Origin of the sequence: Geotalea sp. SG265, assembly GCF_022808985.1 — a bacterium.
Lineage (GTDB): Bacteria > Desulfobacterota > Desulfuromonadia > Geobacterales > Geobacteraceae > Geotalea.
Window position 1 is genome coordinate 154107 of sequence record NZ_JAKZFT010000005.1, and the last position, 20405, is coordinate 174511.

At 58.6% G+C, this 20405-nt stretch carries 17 protein-coding genes; 12 read left to right on the plus strand and 5 right to left on the minus strand.

What is annotated here, in order from left to right; all coding sequences use genetic code 11:
• Nucleotides 1-49: 49 nt before the first annotated feature.
• Both ML541_RS08040 and ML541_RS08045 read left to right on the plus strand, forming a co-directional pair.
• A complete protein-coding gene (locus ML541_RS08040) occupies nt 50-2038 on the plus strand; it encodes a PBP1A family penicillin-binding protein (protein WP_243372328.1) in 1989 nt (662 codons plus the stop codon).
• A gap of 67 nt (nt 2039-2105) precedes the next feature.
• On the plus strand, nt 2106-2723 hold the full coding sequence (locus ML541_RS08045; protein WP_243372179.1) for a hypothetical protein: 618 nt from the start codon (nt 2106-2108) through the stop codon (nt 2721-2723).
• Between the two features lie 67 nt (nt 2724-2790).
• Here the strand turns inward: ML541_RS08045 and ML541_RS08050 are convergent, their stop codons facing one another.
• Together ML541_RS08050 and ML541_RS08055 are read right to left on the minus strand one after the other, a co-directional pair.
• On the minus strand, nt 2791-3102 hold the full coding sequence (locus ML541_RS08050) for a TRL-like family protein (RefSeq protein ID WP_243372180.1): 312 nt from the start codon (nt 3100-3102) through the stop codon (nt 2791-2793).
• A gap of 178 nt (nt 3103-3280) precedes the next feature.
• A complete protein-coding gene (locus ML541_RS08055; protein ID WP_243372181.1) occupies nt 3281-3721 on the minus strand; it encodes an acyl-CoA thioesterase in 441 nt (146 codons plus the stop codon).
• 174 nt (nt 3722-3895) lie between these two features.
• Here ML541_RS08055 and ML541_RS08060 point away from each other — a divergent pair, with 174 nt between their 5' ends.
• The 3 genes from ML541_RS08060 to ML541_RS08070 all read left to right on the plus strand — a co-directional run bounded on the left by ML541_RS08060 (nt 3896) and on the right by ML541_RS08070 (nt 6932).
• Complete coding sequence (locus ML541_RS08060; RefSeq protein ID WP_243372182.1) at nt 3896-5452, plus strand: methyl-accepting chemotaxis protein; 1557 nt, start codon at nt 3896-3898, stop codon at nt 5450-5452.
• 185 nt (nt 5453-5637) lie between these two features.
• Nucleotides 5638-6063 (plus strand): FKBP-type peptidyl-prolyl cis-trans isomerase, encoded by a 426-nt coding sequence (locus ML541_RS08065; RefSeq protein WP_243372184.1) that lies wholly within the window; start codon nt 5638-5640, stop codon nt 6061-6063.
• A 17-nt stretch (nt 6064-6080) separates the two neighbouring features.
• Nucleotides 6081-6932, plus strand: a complete 852-nt coding sequence (locus ML541_RS08070) for an alpha/beta hydrolase (RefSeq protein WP_243372186.1) — start codon at nt 6081-6083, stop codon at nt 6930-6932.
• Between the two features lie 131 nt (nt 6933-7063).
• Here the strand turns inward: ML541_RS08070 and ML541_RS08075 are convergent, their stop codons facing one another.
• From ML541_RS08075 to ML541_RS08085, 3 genes are all read right to left on the minus strand, one after another.
• Nucleotides 7064-7915: an SDR family oxidoreductase gene (locus ML541_RS08075; RefSeq protein ID WP_243372188.1), complete on the minus strand. Its 852-nt coding sequence runs from the start codon at nt 7913-7915 to the stop codon at nt 7064-7066.
• A 162-nt stretch (nt 7916-8077) separates the two neighbouring features.
• Nucleotides 8078-8239, minus strand: a complete 162-nt coding sequence (locus tag ML541_RS08080) for a hypothetical protein (RefSeq protein ID WP_243372190.1) — start codon at nt 8237-8239, stop codon at nt 8078-8080.
• 65 nt (nt 8240-8304) lie between these two features.
• The gene (locus ML541_RS08085; RefSeq protein WP_243372192.1) at nt 8305-8853 is read right to left on the minus strand and encodes a hypothetical protein; all 549 of its coding nucleotides are present in this window, start codon (nt 8851-8853) and stop codon (nt 8305-8307) included.
• A gap of 313 nt (nt 8854-9166) precedes the next feature.
• On the opposite strand from ML541_RS08085, the gene ML541_RS08090 reads away from it, so the two are divergent.
• The 7 genes from ML541_RS08090 (at nt 9167) to ML541_RS08120 (ending at nt 20403) form a co-directional block, all read left to right on the plus strand.
• Entirely contained in the window at nt 9167-9817 is a 651-nt protein-coding gene (locus ML541_RS08090) for a DUF922 domain-containing Zn-dependent protease (protein ID WP_243372193.1), read from the plus strand.
• 189 nt (nt 9818-10006) lie between these two features.
• On the plus strand, nt 10007-10159 hold the full coding sequence (locus ML541_RS08095) for a DUF3309 family protein (protein ID WP_243372194.1): 153 nt from the start codon (nt 10007-10009) through the stop codon (nt 10157-10159).
• A gap of 55 nt (nt 10160-10214) precedes the next feature.
• The gene (locus ML541_RS08100; protein WP_243372195.1) at nt 10215-10592 is read left to right on the plus strand and encodes a hypothetical protein; all 378 of its coding nucleotides are present in this window, start codon (nt 10215-10217) and stop codon (nt 10590-10592) included.
• A gap of 183 nt (nt 10593-10775) precedes the next feature.
• On the plus strand, nt 10776-12641 hold the full coding sequence (gene treZ, locus ML541_RS08105) for a malto-oligosyltrehalose trehalohydrolase (RefSeq protein ID WP_243372196.1): 1866 nt from the start codon (nt 10776-10778) through the stop codon (nt 12639-12641).
• Between the two features lie 43 nt (nt 12642-12684).
• Entirely contained in the window at nt 12685-15126 is a 2442-nt protein-coding gene (locus ML541_RS08110) for a DUF3536 domain-containing protein (RefSeq protein WP_243372197.1), read from the plus strand.
• A gap of 176 nt (nt 15127-15302) precedes the next feature.
• On the plus strand, nt 15303-18290 hold the full coding sequence (locus ML541_RS08115) for a malto-oligosyltrehalose synthase (protein WP_243372199.1): 2988 nt from the start codon (nt 15303-15305) through the stop codon (nt 18288-18290).
• Between the two features lie 121 nt (nt 18291-18411).
• Nucleotides 18412-20403 (plus strand): alpha-1,4-glucan--maltose-1-phosphate maltosyltransferase, encoded by a 1992-nt coding sequence (locus ML541_RS08120; RefSeq protein WP_243372200.1) that lies wholly within the window; start codon nt 18412-18414, stop codon nt 20401-20403.
• The last annotated feature ends 2 nt before the right edge of the window (nt 20404-20405 follow it).

A 20405-nucleotide genomic window follows, 5' to 3' on the forward strand; every position in this document is an offset into this window, starting at 1 on the left:
GGAGCAGATTGTGATTCCCCTCTTACTCAGGAAACCGGCCCTTTTTGCCCTGTCGGCTTTGCTGCTCACCGCGCTTGTCGTTCCTTCCGTTCAGGCGCGGGACACCATTGCCGCCTACCCCTTACTTCCACCGTCATACTCATCCATCAAGGTCTTCGACAACAAGGGACGGTTCGTCGGCAGGCTGCTGCCGGAGAAGCGCTACTGGGTCACAATCGACCGCATCCCTTCCTTCCTGCAGAAGGCGGTGGTGGCCGTTGAGGATGCCCGTTTCTACGAGCACAACGGTATCGATGTGCGGGGCATCGCCCGGGCACTGGTCAAGGATGTGGTCAAGGGGAGGATGGCCGAGGGGGGATCGACCATTACCCAGCAGCTGATCAAGAACAAGTTCCTGAGCAGCGAGAAATCCATCGACCGCAAGCTGAAGGAAGGGATGATGGCCATGGATTTCGAAAAGAAGTACTCCAAGAAGCAGATTCTGGAGATGTACTTCAACGAGATCTATTACGGCAACGGGGCCTGGGGCATTGCCCAGGCGGCACGGATCTACTTCGACAAGACTCCCCAAGAGCTGAGCGAGGCGGAATGCGCCCTGCTGGCAGGAGTGCCTAAAAACCCGGGGCGCTACAATCCTCTCGGGAAGGGCGCTGACGTGGCCAAGCGGCGGGCGGTGGTCCTGAAACGGATGGCAGAGCTGAAGATCATTACCCCCAGGCAGCAGCAGCGGCTGAAGGCACAACGAGTTGCGGTGACCAGAAGCGGGCAGGGGTCCTACTATCTGGCCCACATCAAGTCCAAGCTGATTGAGCAGTTCGGACCGCAAGTTATGGAGCAGGGGGGGCTGGAGGTGACTGCGGCCATGGACCTGGAGCTGCAGAAATTGGCGGAAAAAACGGTGCGTGACGGCGTGAAGCGCATTTCGCCGCAGCTGGAGGGCGCACTACTCTGTATGGATACGGCTACAGGCGATGTCCTGGCTGCGGTAGGCGGCACCGATTACGCCCGCAGCCCGTATAATCGTGCCTTCTTCGCCAAGCGCCAGCCCGGTTCCACCATCAAGCCCCTGATCTATGCCGCTGCCCTTGAAAAAGGTATTACTGCCGGCAGTATCTGGAGCGATGCGCCAGCCGCCTACAACCGCGGCAACGGCGAGGTCTGGAGGCCACTCAACTACGGCCACGAGCAGTACGGCGAGCTGAGCCTGCGTCAAGCCCTTGCCTATTCCAATAACGTCATTACGGTCAAGCTGCTGGATACGGTGGGTGTTCCATACTTTGTGGATTTCGCCGGCAGGGTGGGGCTCCCCATGCGGGGGGAAAACGGTCTGTCACTGGCACTGGGAAGCGACGAGGTGACCCTCAGCGAGCTGGTGCGGGGGTATACCCCCTTTGCCACGGGGGGCAACCGCCCCGAGCCCAGGACCATCATCCGCATCTACGACCGCAATCGCCGCACCTGGATCGAGAATCCCTCCGCCGTAACGCCGGTCCTTTCTCCGGCCACTGCCTACATTACCAGCCAGATGCTCAAGGATGTCATGACTTATGGCACAGCTAAAGGGTTGAAGAAGTTCAGTCAGCTGCACCCGGCCGCCGGAAAGACCGGCACCACCGACGATTACCGGGATGCATGGTTCGTCGGCTATACGCCAGGGATCATCACCGGGGTCTGGCTCGGCTACGACAAACCGAGACCGGGGGGGAGAGGCTTTACCGGCGGCGCGGTGGCTGCCCCCATCTGGGAGCGCTTCATGCGCCAAGCTGTAACGTCAAGGCCGGCTGCGGATTTCCAAAAACCGGCAATGGTTGTTTCCGCTACCATCGACCCTGCCACCGGTTACCTGGCCGCCCCGGGCTGTCCGGACAAGCGGGAGGAGTTCTTCATCCCCGGTACCGAACCGACAGAATTTTGCCCCAAGCACAGTAATGGTATGCTCAACCGGTCCTTTGCGCCGCCGGCACCGCCCGAAAGGGAGCCGGTGCAACCCGGGCAGGAAAGCGTGCAGGAAGAGCAGCCGGGAGAGCCGCAGCAATAATAACCTTTACAGATCGATAACAAAAGGCCCGGGGAGTTATTTCCGGGCCTTTTGTTATACTTGTTCCATGGCAGGATCGGACCGATTACGACTGCTGATCGCCAAAGAAGCGGCGCGCCTCATGTACGAGGATGGGGTCAAGGAGTACCTGGATGCCAAGCGCAAGGCCGCCCGCCGCTTCGGCTCGGAAAAGACCCTTTCCCTTGGCTCCCATCTTCCCACCAACGGGGAAATTCATGGGGAGCTGCAGCGCCTCATCATCATGCACGAAGAGAAGGTCTTGCCGGAGCGGCTGCTGAACATGCGTCTTCTGGCGTTAAGGGAAATGGAGCTTCTAGAGCAGTTTCATCCCCACCTGGTCGGCTCGGTCCTGAGCGGTGCCATTACCGGGCGAAGTGACATCGATCTCCATCTCTTTGCCGACTCGCCGGAAGAGGTGGAGATGTTTCTGCAGCGAAACGGGATAGATTTCGCCGAGGAGGTCGTCACCATCCGCCACGGCGGTGAATTCTTCGAATATCCCCATATCTATCTGGAGGAGGACAGGGTGGTGATCGAATGCACCGTCTACCCCCTGGAAGATATCCATCGCATTCCCAGAAGCAGCATCACCGGCCGGCCCATGGAGCGGGCCGATCTCCGGAAGCTGCGAAAGATGCTCTCCGATGGGGAGGGGTTGTATTAATATGGAGAGGTAAAAGGTGGGGCCGGACCTGCCGCACAGGTGCAGGTCCGGCTTCAGTGAGAGACGGCTATTCGCCGTGAACGACAACCTTGTATTGGCCGAAGAGCCCGAGGATATTTTTCGATTCCCAATCCACATGGTGAATCTTGCTGATGCCCCCCTGCTTCATGGCGGTCTCCAGGCTGCAGTCGCCGGTGGCGAACATTCCCAGGACGCTCATGCACTCGCCGGTGCCGGTTTTCGGCGCTCTACCCCCGTTGCCGGTAGCATCGACGGGCAGTTTCAACTCGGTGTAGACGATCCCCTGGGGAAAGGGGCTGGCGCAGCCGGCCAACATTCCCATCGCCAGTATTGCACCGGCAATTCCGATTTTCTTCATCTGACATCCTCCTTAGACATTGAATATGAATCTCCCGACCGGAGGTCGGGAAAGGATACTAAATGACAATAATACAATGCATTTCTAATTAAAAGAAAAATGTTTAATGGGACGGTTGCGTCTTGTAAAAACTGGCCGGGCTCATAGGCGGCAGGGACAGCCATGACGCTGGCCAGAATCATTCCCGTATCATTCCCGCCTCCAGTGCTTCCATATTCCGGCGCAGCACCTCCGGCAATGCAGTCTTCCCGTTCTTCCGGAAATCGAAAGCGACCAACACCCCTTTCCCCTCTGCTGCCACTTTACCCAGCTTGTTGCTCACTATCCGGTATTCCATGGTGAAGCGGTCCGCCTCGATTGCGGTGACACGTGCCCCCACCGAAATGGTGTCCGGGTAGGTGAGCGGTATACGGTACCGGCAGTCGGTGGAGTGCAACACCGTCCCGATTCCCTCCTCTTCAGCCAGCTGCCAGGCGCCGATCCTGTCGTAATAGGCAATGCGGGCGTTTTCCATGTAGCGGAAGTAGACGACATTGTTCACATGCTGTTGGGGGTCCATTTCTCCCCAGGCAATGGGAAATTCGACGATCACCGGGAACCCCTGCAGTTTTTCGTTCATTGTGCTTCTCCCCCTCCTGCAGCTTTGCCGGTTTCATACACCTCCGGGTACAGAATTGTCAAGCAGAAGGCATGTGGGGCGGAGGGGGATGGACACGAGATTAAAGTTTTTTCTCCCTTTTACCGAAGACAGACATTGGTCCCTACATCCATGCAGGAAGAAGCGGAGGAAAAAATGGCAATGGAAAAACTGAACTTGGGCAAGAGACTGAAACTGAGCTTCAGTGTGTTGTTGGGCATGTTGCTGCTGGTTGGGGTGGCCGGCTATTGGGTGACCAATCAGCTGTCGGAGTCCATAGGCGAAATACTGCACCATGAAGCGAAAGTGGCTGAGTACTCGGCCCGTCTCAGGGCTGATGTGGTTGGGGTACGGCGTTACGAAAAAGATTATTTCATCAATATGGGCAACAGGGAGAAGATGTCCGAATATTACAGCAAGTGGAAGGAGCAGATGGATAGCGCCCGGGCCCGCCTCGCCGATCTGGAGAAGTTGGCGGAGACGCAGCAGGAGAAGGACAATGTCAAGGTCATGAACGGCTACCTGGGGAGCTATGGAGGAGGGTTCGAGAAAGTTTCCGGGCTCATCGCCGCCGGCAAAGTTGCCGATACCGCCGCTGCCAATGTGGCTATCGGTTCCTATAAGGACGAGACCCACAACCTGGAACGGATGGCAAAGGAACTGGCCGAGACTTGGGTCAAGCAAATGGCGGCAGAGGGGAAGATTCTCAGTGCCCTGGCTAAACGGTCGCTGGTGACGATCTTTGTTCTGGTCCTGGCTTCATTTGCCGCCTGCATTCTGATGATAGTCGCCCTGATGCGCAGCATTGCCCGGCCGGTGGGAGAATTGGTCATGGCTGCAGACTATGTGGCGGCGGGAAGCCAGGAGCTTTCTTCCGGCTCAGAGGAGATGAGCCAGGGTGCATCGGAGCAGGCGGCTGCAGCCGAAGAGGCATCGAGCAGCATGGAGGAGATGGCGTCCAACATCCGCCAGAATGCCGATAATGCCCATGAGACTGAAAAAATCGCCCAGAAAAGTGCCGTCGATGCCCGCGAAGGGGGTGACGCCGTTGCTGCCACAGTTGTTGCCATGAAGGAGATAGCGGCAAAGATCACCGTTATTGAAGAAATTGCACGGCAGACGAATCTGCTGGCTCTCAATGCTGCCATTGAGGCTGCCCGGGCCGGGGAGCACGGCAAGGGCTTCGCAGTGGTGGCGAGCGAGGTGCGCAAGCTTGCCGAACGGAGCCAGCAGGCGGCGGCGGAAATCAGCAGCCTTTCCATCAAAAACGTCCAGGTTGCAGAGCAGGCCGGGGAGATGCTGTCCAGGTTGGTGCCCGACATCCAGAAAACTGCCGAACTGGTACAGGAAATTTCCGCTGCCTGCCAGGAACAGGACTCGGGTGCCGAGCAGATCAACAAGGCCATCCAGCAGCTCGACATGGTGATTCAGCAAAATGCCTCGGCAGCGGAGGAGGTCGCTTCCACCTCCGAGGAACTGGCTTCCCAGGCAGACCGGCTGAAGGACATTGCTGCTTTTTTCAGCGTCGGCAAAGGTGAACGGTCTGCAATGATTCCCTTGGTTCGGAAGCAGCCGGCAGAAAAACGCGTAAGAGCCGTGAATGTGGACCGATACCGGAAGTCTGAAGCCGCCTACGGCAGAAAGGGGGCTGCCCAGGGAGCGCCCTTACGGATGGAGGATGATCACCTGGACGACGAGTTTGCCACCTATTGAATGCCCGACTGCGGCAGGGCCACCACGGTTCCCTGTGACCGGTCCTGCCGCTTCCTGCCGATCTTTCCATCGTTAGTCACGCCGCAGCCTCCTGTCCGGCGTACCCCACCTCCCGTTCCTCTCCCATGGCGGATGCCATGCCCCTTGTTATACTGTTAGTATCACGCCAATCCAGGAGGTGCGAGATGCCTCAAGTAAAACGTGGAAGCACGGTGCTTGTCCATTACACGGCAATGCTGAAAAACAGAAAGATCGTGGAATCCACCGCTGGGAGCGATCCAGTGCGGCTGACGGTGGGGGCGGGGAAGGCGTTGCGTGGACTGGAGGAGGCACTTGAGGGGATGTCTCCCGGAGAGTCCAAGTGGGTCACCGTGCCGCCGGAAAGGGCATACGGCCGCAGAAAGCCCTCCGGGGCGACCCACCTCTCCCAGGATGCCGCCGCGCCGCTGGGGGATCGTCCGGCACGCTTCCAGCAACAGGTGGTCACCGGCATGGCTCCCGGCGACTACACGGTGACCTCCACCGACAGGGGTATCGTTGTGGACAACAATCCACACCTGGCCGGCGAGGAGCTGATCCTGGAAATCGAGCTGGTGGATATCCTGACCTAAGAGGGGCGTTGCACGGCATGAACGTGCATCATCGGTACATTTCCCCGGGGGAGATACTCTCCTTCCGCCCCTATGGCCACGGCAAAAAGAAGCTGGTCCTGGTCCACGGCCTCGCCTCCCGCTCCGAGACCTGGACCGATCTTATCCCGCTCTTTCCCCGCAACCAGTATAACCTCTATCTTCTTGATCTCCTCGGATCAGGGGAATCGGCCAAACCGCCAGGGGCAGATTACTCCATCCGCGCCCATGCGGAGCGGCTTCTGGATTTCCTCCAGGGGGAGGGGTTGTCGGGGGTGACGCTGGTGGGGCATTCCCTTGGCGGGACGGTGGTGCTTCTGGCGGCCATCAAGGCGATGACCGGGCGGGAGGCGCTCATAAAATCCGTGGTCGTCATGGGGGGACCGGGCTTTATCCAGCGGCTGCCTCTCATTGCGCGGGTATTTCAAGTTCCCGTGGCTGCCGCCATTTTTGTCGCGCTGCCTTCTCCCGAAGCGTGGGTAAAAGTCGGGCTTCGTGCCGCCTATTACGATAGGCGGCTGGTGGACCGGGAGCATGTGGCCCGTTATCTCCCCTGTTACCGGGAGAGGGATGCGAAACGGGCTCTGGTGGAAACCTGCCGTGCCCTTGTCCCCCCCGATTGTGCCGAGATAACTGCCTGCTATGGCAAACTGCGCCTTCCCGTGCTTTTGCTCTGGGGCAGGCATGACCGGATTGTCGGAATTGAACAGGGAGAACGGCTGAGGCAGGCGATTCCCGGGGCAACGCTGGAAATAATCGAGGCCTGCGGGCATAACCCCCACGAAGAAAAGCCGCTGGAAACCTTCCGCTTCATCGACCGCTTTCTTGAATCACATCAGCATGACCAGTAGAAGTTGCACGACGACGAGCAGCAGCGGGTTGTCGATGGGAATGTGGAGCATTGCTCTGCCGATAAGAAGGAAATTAATAGGAAGTCTCTTATCGGCAGGTTTGCCATGATCCGAATATTGAGTAGTGAAGATCAGCCTCCGACGATGGTACCGCCGTTGGGGTGGAGGATCTGGCCGGTCATGTATGACCCCCCCTGGGAGGCGAGGAAGACGTAGCTGTGGGCAATTTCCACCGGCTGGCCGGCCCTCTTCAGGGTCACGTTCTCACCGAACTGCTCCACCTTCTCTTGGGGAAAGCTCGCCGGTATCAGCGGCGTCCAGATGGGACCCGGCGCGACGCCGTTGACGAGGATCCCTCTGTCGGCAACGGATATGGCCAGGGACCGGGTAAAAGCGACGATGGCTCCTTTGGTGGCGGAGTAGTCGATGAGTTTCGGGTTCCCCTTGAAGGCGGTGACCGAGGTGGTATTGATGATTCGCCCCCCTTCCCCCATGTGCTTCAGGGCGGCCGCCGCCATGTGGAAATAGGCGAAAATGTTGGTTCGAAAAGTCCGTTCCAGCTGTTCCTCCGAAATATCCTCGATGGTTTCGGTATAGTGCTGCTCGGCGGCGTTGTTGACCAGGATATCGATCCTGCCGAACCGGCCGGCGGTCTTTTCCACAATACCCTCGCAAAAGGCCTTGTCCGCCACGTCCCCCTGGAAATGAAGGCAGTCTACACCTTCACGCTTGACGATTTCCCATGTTTCAATGGCGTCCTGCTCTTCTTTAAGGTAGGCGAAGGCAACATCGGCCCCTTCCCTGGCGAAGGCGATGACCACCGCCCGACCGATGCCGCTGTCGCCGCCAGTGATGAGGGCCTTTTTCCCTTTGAGTCTGCCGCTCCCGGTATAGGACAACTCGCCGCTATCGGGCCGGGGGGCCATCTGCTGCTCGACTCCCGGCTGCTCCTGCTGCTGAGGTGGGAAGCTCCTGTCGTCCATGGTTGTACCCTCGTCAGTAGTTAGTTTCCATCGGAAACGGTTCTTTTTTTGCCCTGGCGGTGTCAATCTGTGGGATAGCTTGTGCGGCGTACCGATGTACGCCTCCGCGCCATCCCTTGATTTCCTTGCCAGGACTAAAATCCCTCGTTTCCGATCTGGAAACTATTTCATTCTTTCCCGTACCATCCAGTTGTGTCCCTTGTTCCTCTCATGGTTCTTGCCCGCTTCCCTGGCCACTTCCCTGCTCTGGAGCCAGCCCGTAATGGCACCACAGCCGTCGGTGCAGTGGGACAGGTACTCATGGTCCGTATAGTCGAAATCCATGGCAATCTCCCGGTCTTTGTCTGTCCTCCCACGCGGATTCAGGCTGATGATTTCCGCCATCACGCTCAGCGGCCCGTGGCACTGGAATAGGTGCCCATGGTGCCGCCGGTTCCTTTACCGCCAATGCCGAATTTATAGCTCCCCGACCGGCCGCCGGTGATACCCCCCATTCCCTGGCTGGTGTCGGTCCCGGTGGTGGTGTCGGGAGAGACTCCGGGATAGCTGCCGCCGGTCCGCGTATCCACGTCTATTCCGTAGGAACCGTGGGTCGAACCGCCGGTACCGCCGCTGCTGTAACTCCTGTAAGTTGCTCCCCCGGCGCCGCTGCCGCTCTCTTCTGCCGCCCCGCCGGCTCCGCCGCTGCTGTAGCTCCGGTATATGACAGCCCCACCGGCACCTGCGCTGCTGTAACTGCGAAAGACGGTCACTCCGCCCGGACCGCTGCTGCTGTAGCTTCGATAGATGACCGCTCCACCGGCGCCCGAGCCGCTGTGGCCCTTCACCGCAGCCCCCGGTTCATCAATGATGTATTCATTTTCCTCCGCACTCAATGCCAATCCTGACAGGGCAACCAGCGCTGCTGTGGTGAAGATCAACCGTTTCACAGTGTCCATCGCCGTTCCTCCTTTGTCTGTCTGCTGCTATTGAGTTCCCCGCCATAGTGGCAGATGGGCCGTTTCCGGGCATTTACTGCAACTATAGCAGTGAAATTAATTTTTACAAATAAAGTGACTGGCTCTTTTCCTGAGCCTTTCCCGTCAGCAGTTCCTCAAGTTTTCCCTGCAGGCGCCGATTACATTCCCATGGCAGATGTCTGCGTTGATAGTTGCCCTTTTGTGAGCAGGCGCACTTATGGCCTTGGCCGTTTCATGTTCTATTGGATCTGCGCTTTCACCAGAAAGCGTTTTACAAAAAGGAGGAACAGACATGACCAGACAGCTCATTTATCTGATTGCCGGAGCACTGCTCTGCTCCACTCCGGTGCATGCCGAGAAAGTCGGGACGGAATCCCTGCAACTTGCCAAATATGATGAGAAAAATCTCTTCCAGTTGAAAAAGCCGGAAGTGGCCCTGGCTCTGAAGGAAAAACACGAATATTATGACATCAAAGGCACCAGCCTTGCCGACCTGCGCAAGCAGATGAAGGAAAACGGCACCCGGTGGAATGACGACCATACCTATGCCGCCCTGACCACCTGGAATATCAGATACGACTACGATATCAAAGAAAGCGGCGGCAGGTATTCCATAGCCGCGGTGAAAACGAAGGTTGACGTAGTCTACCGCTACCCGAGGCTTGCCAGCACGGCTGGCATCACCGAACAGCTGGCAGGGCAATGGAGCTCCTACATGGAGCATGTCACCATCCATGAGCTGGGGCATAAGGATCTTGCCGTCAAGGCCGCTGCCGACGTCAACGACTTGCTCTCTTCCCTGGGGTCCTTCGGCAGCAGGCGCGAGTTGAACTCCATGGTCGACCGCCTGGTGGAGGCACGGCTCAAGACCCTCAAGGAAGACCAGATTCGCTATGATGCCGAGACGCATCATGGTGAAACGCAAGGCGCCATTCTACGCTAGCAGCCTGTCGGACATAACTCGATGCGGGGCGTTTGCCCCGCATCTTTCCCCCGTTTTCCCCCCGAAGTATTAGCCCACCGATTAACCTATCCGTTGCGAAAAAAATGACCTAAAGGTCGATTGTCCCTTAACTCCCTTCAATTACACTTTTTTTGTCTCCTGCTGTTCTCTCTTACAAGGAGCAAAGCCATGAGAACTATCCTGCTATTGATTCTGATCTTACTCTTGGTGGGCGCTCTTCCCCTGTGGCCATACAGTTCCTCCTGGGGGTATTACCCCAGCGGCGGATTGGGACTGCTACTGTTGATATTGCTGATTCTGGCATTACTTGGGCACATCTGAAAAAGAATTGGTGCATTCGTGGCAGTTACCAACCGACATATAAGGGGCGGGGAATATGAGACGCACATGGGTGGCACTCGTTCTGGCCTTTTTCACCTTTTCTGGTTTTCTCATGGCCTTTGGCGGGGACGACGGCAAAAGGGAAGAGTATCAGAAGCAGACCGAGGTGAGGCTCAGGACATTGAGGCAGAATCTCGATGAACTGATGGCCCGTTCCACACCCCTTAAAGACGAAGCAAAGGTGCGCTTCGAGGAAGATCTGAGGGTCTTCAGGGAAAAAGAGAAGACTGCTGCCGGAAAACTGCAGAGGCTGAAGGCTGCCACGTCAAGGACCTGGAACAGGGGAAAAGCGGGAGTGGAAGCTGCCATGCAGGACCTGAACAGGCAATACGAGAAGCTGGAGGCGCATCTCAAACCTGCGAAGATCCCCTGACCCTAGCCCATACAGCAGTGCGGTCATCCCACCAGCGCCGTGTGTACCACGGCGGTCAGCCCCGAACCCTTGATGGGGCACTCAAGTCTCAGACACAACCCAAATCCCGGCATTGCTGCCAATCTGCTGGAGCCGGTTGATTCGACGGCAATTTGTCCCGCAGCCGTGGAAGACGGAGCGATCATGGCTGAAGAAACATGGAAGCTGGATGTGGGTGCCGAAGTGCAGGAGGACGGCCATGCACGATTTCGGGTCTGGGCGCCGAAGGCGGACAAGGTGGCATTGCGCCTGGTATCTCGCCGTTGCGATCGGCTGATCGACCTGCTGCCGGAGAATGGGGGCTATTTTTCCGTCCAGGTTGAGGATGTTTTGGCGGGAGATACCTATCTGTACCTGCTGAACGGCAACATGGAACGCCCCGATCCGGCATCCCGCTTTCAGCCGCAGGGGGTGCACGGCCCTTCCGCAGTCGTCGATCCCCGGCGGTATTCCTGGCAGGACCGGGGATGGCAGGGAATACCCCTCGATAAATACGTCATCTACGAGCTGCACGTGGGGGTATTCAGCAACGAGGGGACCTTTGCAGCGGTCATCCCCCGGCTGGACTACCTTAAGGACCTGGGAGTAACGGCGGTGGAAATCATGCCGGTAGGACAGTTTCCCGGCAACCGCAACTGGGGATACGACGGCGTCTATCCCTTCGCCCCCCAGTCGAGCTATGGCGGACCGGAAGGGTTGAGAGAGCTGGTGGATGCCTGCCACGGCAAGGGTCTGGCCGTTATCCTCGACGTGGTCTACAACCACTTTGGCCCCGAGGGGAACTACCTGAACGATTTCGGCTGGTATTTCACCGACCGCTACCGGACCCCCTGGGGGGACGCCATCAACTTCGACGGTCCCCACAGCGACCAAGTGCGGGACTATTTCATCGGCAATGCCCTCCACTGGCTCTACGAATACCATTTCGACGCTCTGCGCCTGGATGCCATCGACCGCATCTACGACTTCGGCGCCACCCATTTTCTCCGCGCTCTGACCGACGAAGTCCACCGCCACCGGCAGCTGATGGGGAGGCAGGTCTACCTCATTGCCGAGAGTGATTTGAACGACGTGCGGCTCATTAACCCGCCAGAGATCGGGGGATACGGGGTGGACGCCCAGTGGAACGACAACTTTCATCACGCCCTGCATGCCCTGGTGACGGGGGAAAAGGGAGGCTACTATCAGGATTTCGGCCACTTTGAGCACCTGGCCAAGGCATTTCAGGAAGGGTATGTCTACAGCGGTCAGTATTCCCGGTACCGCAGCAGACGCCATGGCAATTCGGCCAAGGACCGCCCCCCCGTTCAATTCTTGGCCTTTGCCCAGAACCATGATCAGATCGGCAACAGGCTCTACGGGGACCGCCTTGCCGCGGGCCTGCCGCTTCAGAAGCTGGTGCTAGCCGCCGGCACGGTATTGCTTTCCCCCTACCTCCCCCTGCTTTTCATGGGGGAGGAATATGGGGAGAAGGCTCCCTTTAACTATTTTGTCAGTTATGGGGACAGCTTTCTCATTGAAGCGGTGCGCAAGGGGCGGAAGGAGGAATTTGCCGCCTTTGCCTGGGCGGAGGAGGCCCTTGACCCCCAGGCCCCGGAGACCTTCCAGCAGTCCAAGCTGGACCCGGAAGCGCGGCAGGGGGGAGAGCATGCCGTGCTCTTCGCCTGTTACAGAAAACTGCTTTCCCTGCGCAGGGAGGTGCCGACCCTGGGTTGCGTGGAACGGAAAGAGATGACGGTCACCCCTTTCGAGGAGAAGCAGGTACTGGCGCTGGCGCGGCGGGTGGGAAACAGCAGTGCCCTGTGCGTCTTTAACTATAGCGAGACACCCCAGGACGTGGCGGTGGAGCTTGATAACGGCAAGTGGCCGAAACTGTTCGATTCGGCGGCAACCCAGTGGGGGGGGGCAGGGGAGACGGCCTACTCGACCCTGACAGTAACCGAAGGAAGAGTGCGTCTCGCTCTGGTACCATGGAGCTTTATCGTCTACCGGAAGAAGAGTGAAGAGTGAGGGGGAAAACCTAGAACCTAGAACATAGAATCTCGGGGTAACAATGGATCGCTTCATCTGCATTCACGGACACTTTTATCAGCCGCCGCGGGAAAACCCCTGGCTTGAGTCGATAGAGATACAGGATTCGGCCCGGCCCTACCATGACTGGAACGAACGAATCGCCGCCGAGTGCTACGCCCCCAACTCCGCGTCCCGCATCCTGGACGGGGAGGGGCGGATCAAGGACATCGTCAGCAACTATGCCAAGATCAGCTTCAACTTCGGTCCAACGCTCCTTTCGTGGATGCAGGGGTGCGATCCTGAGCTGTACCAGGCGGTGCTGGAAGCGGATCACCAGAGCATGCAGTGGCGCGGGGGACATGGGGCGGCCATAGCCCAGGTATACAACCATATGATAATGCCCCTGGCCAATGCCCGGGACAAGCGCACCCAGGTCGTCTGGGGACTCAAGGACTTCCAGTACCGCTTCAAGCGCTTTCCCGAAGGGATGTGGCTGGCGGAGACCGCCGTGGACCTTGAAAGCCTGGATATTCTGGCTGAACAGGGAATCAAATATACCATTCTCGCCCCGCGCCAGGCGGCAGCTTTCCGCAGGATCGGCGAGGAGCAGTGGCAGGAATGCAACGGCTCCATCGACCCGACCCGCGCCTATCTCTGCCGCCTTCCTTCCAAGCGCACCATCACCCTCTTTTTCTACGATGGCCCTATCTCCCAGGCGGTTGCCTTCGAGGACCTTCTGAGCCGCGGCGAGGCCTTCGCAGCGCGCCTCATGGGAGGTTTCGACGATGCCAGGGATTGGCCGCAGCTGTTCCATATCGCCACCGACGGGGAGACCTACGGCCATCACCACAAGTTCGGCGACATGGCCCTGGCGGCCGCCCTTGACCACATCGAGGGCAACAACCTGGCTCGTCTCACCAACTACGGCGAATACCTGGACCAGCACCCCCCCACCGTGGAGGTGCGGATCCACGAGAACTCTTCCTGGAGCTGTGTCCACGGAGTGGAGCGCTGGCGGAGCAATTGCGGCTGCAACTCCGGGGGGCACGGTGGATGGAATCAGGAGTGGCGGGCACCGCTGCGGGGCGCCCTGGACTGGCTGCGTGACCGGATTGCCGAACGGTATGACGAACTGGGGCGCCAATACCTTCGTGACCCGTGGCATGCCCGGGACGAGTACATCCGGGTGGTTCTGGACCGGGACGAGGCGAATCGTAACGCTTTCCTGGCGGAAGAGGCGCGCCGGAACCTGAGCGATGACGACAAGGTGGCCGTGCTGAAGCTCCAGGAAATCCAGCGCCACGCCATGCTCATGTACACCAGTTGCGGCTGGTTCTTCGACGAGCTCTCCGGTATTGAGACGGTACAGGTGATCCAGTATGCGGGTAGGGCGCTGCAGCTCTCCCAGGGGCTTCTGGGGCAGGACCTGGAGCGGGGCTTCAAGGAACGACTAAGCGCCGCCCGGTCGAATATCCCTGAGAACGGTAATGGTGCCGACATTTACGAGAAATTCGCCCTGCCTGCCCAGGTGGACCTGACCAAGGTGGCGGTGCATTTTGCCTTCAGTTCCCTGTTCAGGGAGTATCCGGAACAGGCGCGGATATTTTCCTATACGGTCAACGTGGAAGAGTACAAGAAGATGGTCACCGAGGATGCGGCCCTGGCAACTGGCACGGTCCGCATCGTTTCCGAGATCACCCAGGAGAGTTCCCGGCTCATGTTCTGCGTGGTCCGTATCGGCCACCATGACTTCAAGGGTGGGGTACGTCCCTGCCTCATTGAGGCTGCGTGTGCTTCGGTCAAGGAGGAACTGCTGGAGGAATTCGACCGCGGCCGTTACATGGAGATCGCCGGTCTCCTGGACAAGCATTTCGGCATGCATAATTTCTCCCTTCTGGATCTTTTCCGGGACGAACAGCGGGAGATTCTCAACCTGATCCTCAATGCAACCATGGAGGAATTCACCCAGGACTACCGCAGCATCTACGAGCATAATCGCCACCTGATGGAATTCGTCCAGGAGACGGGGATGCCGGTGCCGAAGCGCTTCCTGGCAGCCGCGGAAATGAGCCTCAATACCGAGATTAAAGAGGCGCTCATGGCCGAGGAGATTGACGGGGACCAGGTGCGCAGGGTTCTGGCCAACATGCAGCGCTGGCAGGTGCCGGTGGATCTCCCCGAGGTGGAATACAGCCTGCGCACCTTTGCCGATGGCCTCATGGACAGGTTTCATGGGAATCCCGCCGATTACGCTCTTCTGCAAAGGATCAGGAAGTTCGTCGAGCTGCAGAAGGGGACTCCTATCCAGGTGGACCTCTGGGACATGCAGAACATCTATTACAAATTGGCGAAAAACATCTATCCCCAATTCATCCTGCGTTCGCGGGAAGGGGATGATTCGGCCGCCGGATGGGTCGAGAATTTCCGGCAACTGGGGGAGCTGCTCTCCATGAACCTGGGGACGATCCTGCCGGAGGGGTAAGATGGGAGGGGAGAAGGGGCCAGAGGCCGGAGGAGGGGCAGCATTGCTGATTACCGATATTTCCACCTCCCCCTGGCCTCTCCATCAAGACCCACAGGGCCTAAAGGAGAGGGTGAACGGTAACAAGTCAGGGAGGTACGTTTTCCAAAGTAGTTATTGATCCTGTTGGAGGTGCAATGGCAAACGAGAACCCGCCGGCTGCCCGTATTCCCGCAGCAACCTACCGGCTCCAGTTCAACCGGCAATTCGGCTTTGCCGCTGCCCAGGAAATCGTCTCCTATCTGAGCGATCTGGGGGTGACCGACATTTATGCCTCTTCTTATTTGACAGCCAAGGAAGGGAGCCTGCACGGCTACGACGTGGTCGATCAGAACCGCCTCAACTGGGAGATCGGCACCCCCGATGCCTACACCGAGCTGATTGCCGAACTGGAACGCTTCGGCATGGGGCATGTCCTAGATTTCGTTCCCAACCACATGTGTATCGAAAGCAGGGCGAACATCTGGTGGATGGACGTCTTGGAAAACGGCCCCTGTTCCACCTATGCCACCTTTTTCGACATCAACTGGCAGCCGGTGAAAAAAGAGCTGACCAACAAGGTCCTGCTGCCGCTTCTGGGTGACCAGTACGGCAAGGTGCTGGAGAACGGCGAATTGCGCCTGGTCTTTGATGAGGGCTCCTTCTCAGTTGCCTATTACGAGACCATGCTCCCCCTAGAGCCGAGTAGTTGGCTGCAGATCCTGAAGTACCGCCTGGAAGTGGTGGAGGGAGCTTTTTCCGCCGATGCCCCCCCGCTTCAGGAACTGCTGAGCATCATCACCGCCCTGCAGCACCTTCCCCCGACCACCGAGCATGACCCGGAGAAGGTCGCAGAACGGTACCGGGAGAAGGAGGTGGTGAAGAAGCGGCTTATGCTCCTCTGTGGCCAGAGCGTGGAAATCCTCAACTTCATCACCGAAAATGTCGCCATTTTCAACGGTGCCACCGGAGAGCCCGCCAGTTTCGACCTCCTGGACGAGCTGCTCTGCGCCCAGGTCTATCGTCTTTCCTTCTGGAAGGTGGCAACGGAGGAGATCAACTACCGCCGGTTCTTCGACATCAATGCCCTGAGCGCCATCCGCATGGAAGACCCAGTCGTCTTCCGGGAGACCCATGCCCTGGTCCTCCGGCTGATCCGGGAAGGGAAGGTGACCGGCCTTAGAATCGACCATGTGGATGGGCTCTACGATCCGCTGACGTATCTTGAGCGCCTGCAGAAGTATTGCTTCATCCAGCGCTGCCTCGGCACCGGAGAAGGCCCGCAGCCGGCCGGTGCGGATGCGGAAGCCCAGTGGCTGAAGACATGCAGCGACGATTATAGCCGGATCATCGCCGACCACCCCTCCTACAAGCCGCTCTATATCATCTGCGAAAAAATCCTCCTCAAGGGGGAGCAACTGCCGGAGGAATGGCCAGTCTTCGGCACCACCGGCTATGATTTCCTCAACTATCTTAACGGTATTTTTATCCACCAGGAAAATCTGAAATGGCTGGACCGCAGCTATACCAGATTCATCCGCCAGACGATCAATTTTGCCGAAGCGGTCTACGAAAAGAAAAAGCTGGTCATGCAGGTATCCATGTCGGGGGAGATCAATACCCTCGGCCATTACCTCAACAACATTTCCGAAAAGAACCGGTTGACCCGGGACTTCACCCTTATCAGTCTGACCCGGGCCATTACCGAGGTCATTGCCTGTTTCCCCGTCTACCGGACCTACGCCAACTCCTCCACCATCCGTGAGCAGGACGTTCAGGTCATTGAAACCGCTGTCACCAAGGCAAAGCGCCGCAACCCCGCCATCAGCACCTCCATCTTCGATTTTCTCCGGGGCGTCCTGCTGCTCCGCAATAGTGTGAATGCCAGTGAGGGAGATCGGCTGGAATGGCTTGATTTCGTCATGAAGTTTCAGCAGCTGACCGGGCCTGTGACCGCCAAGGGGCTGGAGGATACCGCCTTTTATGTCTATAACCGCCTGGTTTCCCTCAACGAAGTGGGTGGAGCACCCGACCGGTTCGGCATTTCCGTTGATGTCTTCCACAGCCTGAATGCGGAGCGCTTCAGAACCTTTCCCCACGCCCTGGTGGCTACGGCAACCCACGACTCAAAGCGGGGGGAGGATGTGCGGACGCGGATCGATGTTCTGTCTGAGGTGCCGGAGAAATGGCAGAAGGCGCTGGTGAAGTGGAGCCGCCTCAACAAACGGAAAAAAACTATGGTCGATGGACAGGCTGCACCCGGCCGCAACGATGAATACTTGCTCTACCAGACCCTGGTCGGTGCCTGGCCCGTGGAGGAGACTGCCGATCCCGTTTCTTCCGGGTTTTCTGCCCGGATCAAGGAATACATGGTCAAGGCGACCCGGGAAGCCAAGGTCCATACCAGCTGGATCAATCCCAACGGGAACTATGAAAAGGCCCTTGGCGGCTTTATTGACCTCGTTCTGGATGATGGGGGATTCATAAGGGATTTTATGGCATTTATCGCCCCCATTGCCCATTACGGCATGTTCAATTCCCTCTCCCAAGTCCTGCTGAAGATCGGCTCTCCCGGCATCCCCGATTTTTACCAGGGTACGGAATTGTGGGCGTTGAGCCTGGTCGATCCGGACAACCGCCGGCCAGTGGACTTCCGCGTAAGGAGGGAGATGCTCGCTCGCCTCAGGGAGCGCGAGGCGCAGCTGGGTCCTGCGCGGCTGGTCCGTGAACTGCTGGCTTCGAAGGAGGATGGCGGCATCAAACTCTACCTCATCTACCGTGCCCTCAACTACCGGCGCGCCAGGCGCCCCGTCTTCGACACCGGTGCATACCTTCCCCTTGAGCTGGAAGGTGAAAAAGCACGACATGGCTGCGCCTTTGCCCGCAGGCTGGGGGGGGAGACGGTGATCGTTGCCGCATCCCGGCTGATTGTCGAGTTGGCAGGCGATCCGGCCCGAGTACCGGTGGGGCGCGAAGTCTGGGGCGATACGACTCTGTTGCTGCCGTGGCAGGGGAACGGTGCCCGATACTGGAACGTTATTAGCGACGAAATCGTTGCCGGAGCGGACAGGGACCAGGGGAGCACCCTTTTACTGGCTGAAGTATTCGCCGATGCGCCCGTGGCCATGCTTGAGCGTATTCAATGAAACGAGAACGGTTGGATGCGTCATTTGTAGCACCCTCTCCCTGTAGGTTCTCAGGGGGAAGGGCTCAGGGGACTGCGCTATCGGTTCTTCAAGATATATGAAGGCATCTATGGGGGTCCATATGTCTGACGGGAGAAAGCGGGTAGTCATCGAAGGGGTGTTTCCGCAGGTGGATTGCGGCCTGTACCCGGTGAAGCGGATCTACGGGGAGGAATTGACGGTCAGGGCAGATATCTTCTGCGACGGCCATGACGAGGTGAGCGCTTATTTGCTCTATCGTGGTGATAAGGAAGAGCACTGGCGCGAGGAACCCATGAAGCACCTTGGGAACGACCGCTGGGAGGGCTCCTTTCCTCTCCGGAGCACTGGGGTCTGGCATTACACCATCATCGCCTGGGTCGATCATTTCAAATCCTGGCAGAAGGACCTGCTGAAAAAATACGAGGATGGGCAGGATGTGACGGTGGAACTGGATCTGCTCGCCGCGCAGTTGACGAAAGCCTCGGCAACAGCGGCGGAGAGGGGGGACCATAAAGCAGCGGATCGTTTGAGCTCGGCAGCGGACGAGCTTTCCAACCGCCACAGCCTGGAACAGCGGGTGGCCCTGGGGCTCATTTCCGAGGGACACCTCTACGGCACCATCATGGATCGCCCCCTGGCGACACGTTACCACCATGAGCTTGCGGTGGTCGTGGAGCGGGAGAAGGCGGGCTTCAGCGCCTGGTATGAACTGTTTCCCCGCTCGCTCGGCACCGACGGCAAACGGCACGGCACCTTCCGGGATTGCGAAGAGCTTTTGCCGGAGCTTGCCGGGATGGGCTTCGACGTGCTCTATGTTCCGCCGCTCCATCCCATCGGCCTCACCAACCGCAAGGGAAAAAACAACACTCCCCAGGCCGGGCCGGGTGATCCGGGCAGCCCTTGGGCCATCGGCGCCATTACCGGCGGGCACGCCGAGCTCCATCCCGAACTGGGCACCATGGAGGATTTCGAGTCGCTGGTGAAAAAGGGGGCGGAGCACGGCATGGAAATCGCCCTCGACCTGGCCTTCCAGTGTTCCCCCGATCACCCCTATGTAAAGGAGCACCCGGAGTGGTTTTTCTGGCGTCCCGACGGCACCGTCCAGTTTGCCGAGAATCCGCCCAAAAAGTACCAGGACATAATCCCCTTCCATTTCGAGACCCCCGCCTGGCAGGAGCTCTGGCAGGAATTGAAGCGGCTGGTCACCTTCTGGATCGAGAAGGGCATCCGCATCTTCAGGGTGGATAATCCCCACACCAAGCCTTTCTCCTTTTGGGAATGGCTCATCGCCGAGATCAGGCGCGACTGGCCCGATGTGATCTTCCTGGCAGAGGCCTTCACCCGGCCCAAGGTCATGTACCGCCTGGCAAAGATCGGCTTCAGCCAGTCCTATACCTATTTTACCTGGCGGACCACCAGGGACGAGCTGACCGCCTACATGGGAGAGTTGACCCGTAGCGAGGTGCGGGAATTCTTCCGTCCCAATTTCTGGCCAAATACCCCCGACATCCTTCCCATGCACCTCCAGTACGGGGGACGGCCGGCCTTTATCATCCGCCTGGTATTGGCGGCGACCCTCTCGTCCAGCTACGGAATTTACGGGCCGGTCTTTGAGCTGGGGGTCAGCGAGGCCCTGCCGGGGAAGGAGGAATACCTGGATGCGGAAAAATACGAGATCCGCAGCTGGGACCGCGATTCTCCCGGCAACCTGAAGGAACTGATTACGACCATCAACCGCATCCGGCGGGAAAACCGAGCCTTCCACAGCACCTACAACGTCACCTTCTATGAGACCGACAACGACAACCTCATTTTCTACGGCAAGGTCTCCCAGGACGGGGGAAATATCATTCTGGTCGTCGTCAACCTGGACCCGACCCGGGTACAGGGGGGGAGGCTGCACGTTCCCCTGGAGCAGCTGGGGGTCGCTCCGGGGCATCCCTACCTGGTCCACGACCTGATCAGCGATGAAAAATCCATTTGGCAGGGAGCCTGGAATTTCATCGAACTGGATCCGCGCCGCATGCCGGCACGCATATTCCAAGTGCGCCCGCGCCTGCGCCAGGAGGCGGATTTCGACTATTACATGTGACA

Excerpts from the sequence above, each read along its gene's own strand:
- ML541_RS08045 (WP_243372179.1), top strand. The coding sequence starts at position 2,106 with ATGGCAGGATCGGACCGATTACGACTGCTGATCGCCAAAGAAGCGGCG.
- ML541_RS08050 (WP_243372180.1), bottom strand. The coding sequence starts at position 3,102 with ATGAAGAAAATCGGAATTGCCGGTGCAATACTGGCGATGGGAATGTTG.
- ML541_RS08055 (WP_243372181.1), bottom strand. The coding sequence starts at position 3,721 with ATGAACGAAAAACTGCAGGGGTTCCCGGTGATCGTCGAATTTCCCATT.
- ML541_RS08060 (WP_243372182.1), top strand. The coding sequence starts at position 3,896 with ATGGCAATGGAAAAACTGAACTTGGGCAAGAGACTGAAACTGAGCTTC.
- ML541_RS08065 (WP_243372184.1), top strand. The coding sequence starts at position 5,638 with ATGCCTCAAGTAAAACGTGGAAGCACGGTGCTTGTCCATTACACGGCA.
- ML541_RS08070 (WP_243372186.1), top strand. The coding sequence starts at position 6,081 with ATGAACGTGCATCATCGGTACATTTCCCCGGGGGAGATACTCTCCTTC.
- ML541_RS08075 (WP_243372188.1), bottom strand. The coding sequence starts at position 7,915 with ATGGACGACAGGAGCTTCCCACCTCAGCAGCAGGAGCAGCCGGGAGTC.
- ML541_RS08080 (WP_243372190.1), bottom strand. The coding sequence starts at position 8,239 with ATGGATTTCGACTATACGGACCATGAGTACCTGTCCCACTGCACCGAC.
- ML541_RS08085 (WP_243372192.1), bottom strand. The coding sequence starts at position 8,853 with ATGGACACTGTGAAACGGTTGATCTTCACCACAGCAGCGCTGGTTGCC.
- ML541_RS08090 (WP_243372193.1), top strand. The coding sequence starts at position 9,167 with ATGACCAGACAGCTCATTTATCTGATTGCCGGAGCACTGCTCTGCTCC.
- ML541_RS08095 (WP_243372194.1), top strand. The coding sequence starts at position 10,007 with ATGAGAACTATCCTGCTATTGATTCTGATCTTACTCTTGGTGGGCGCT.
- ML541_RS08100 (WP_243372195.1), top strand. The coding sequence starts at position 10,215 with ATGAGACGCACATGGGTGGCACTCGTTCTGGCCTTTTTCACCTTTTCT.
- treZ (WP_243372196.1), top strand. The coding sequence starts at position 10,776 with ATGGCTGAAGAAACATGGAAGCTGGATGTGGGTGCCGAAGTGCAGGAG.
- ML541_RS08110 (WP_243372197.1), top strand. The coding sequence starts at position 12,685 with ATGGATCGCTTCATCTGCATTCACGGACACTTTTATCAGCCGCCGCGG.
- ML541_RS08115 (WP_243372199.1), top strand. The coding sequence starts at position 15,303 with ATGGCAAACGAGAACCCGCCGGCTGCCCGTATTCCCGCAGCAACCTAC.
- ML541_RS08120 (WP_243372200.1), top strand. The coding sequence starts at position 18,412 with ATGTCTGACGGGAGAAAGCGGGTAGTCATCGAAGGGGTGTTTCCGCAG.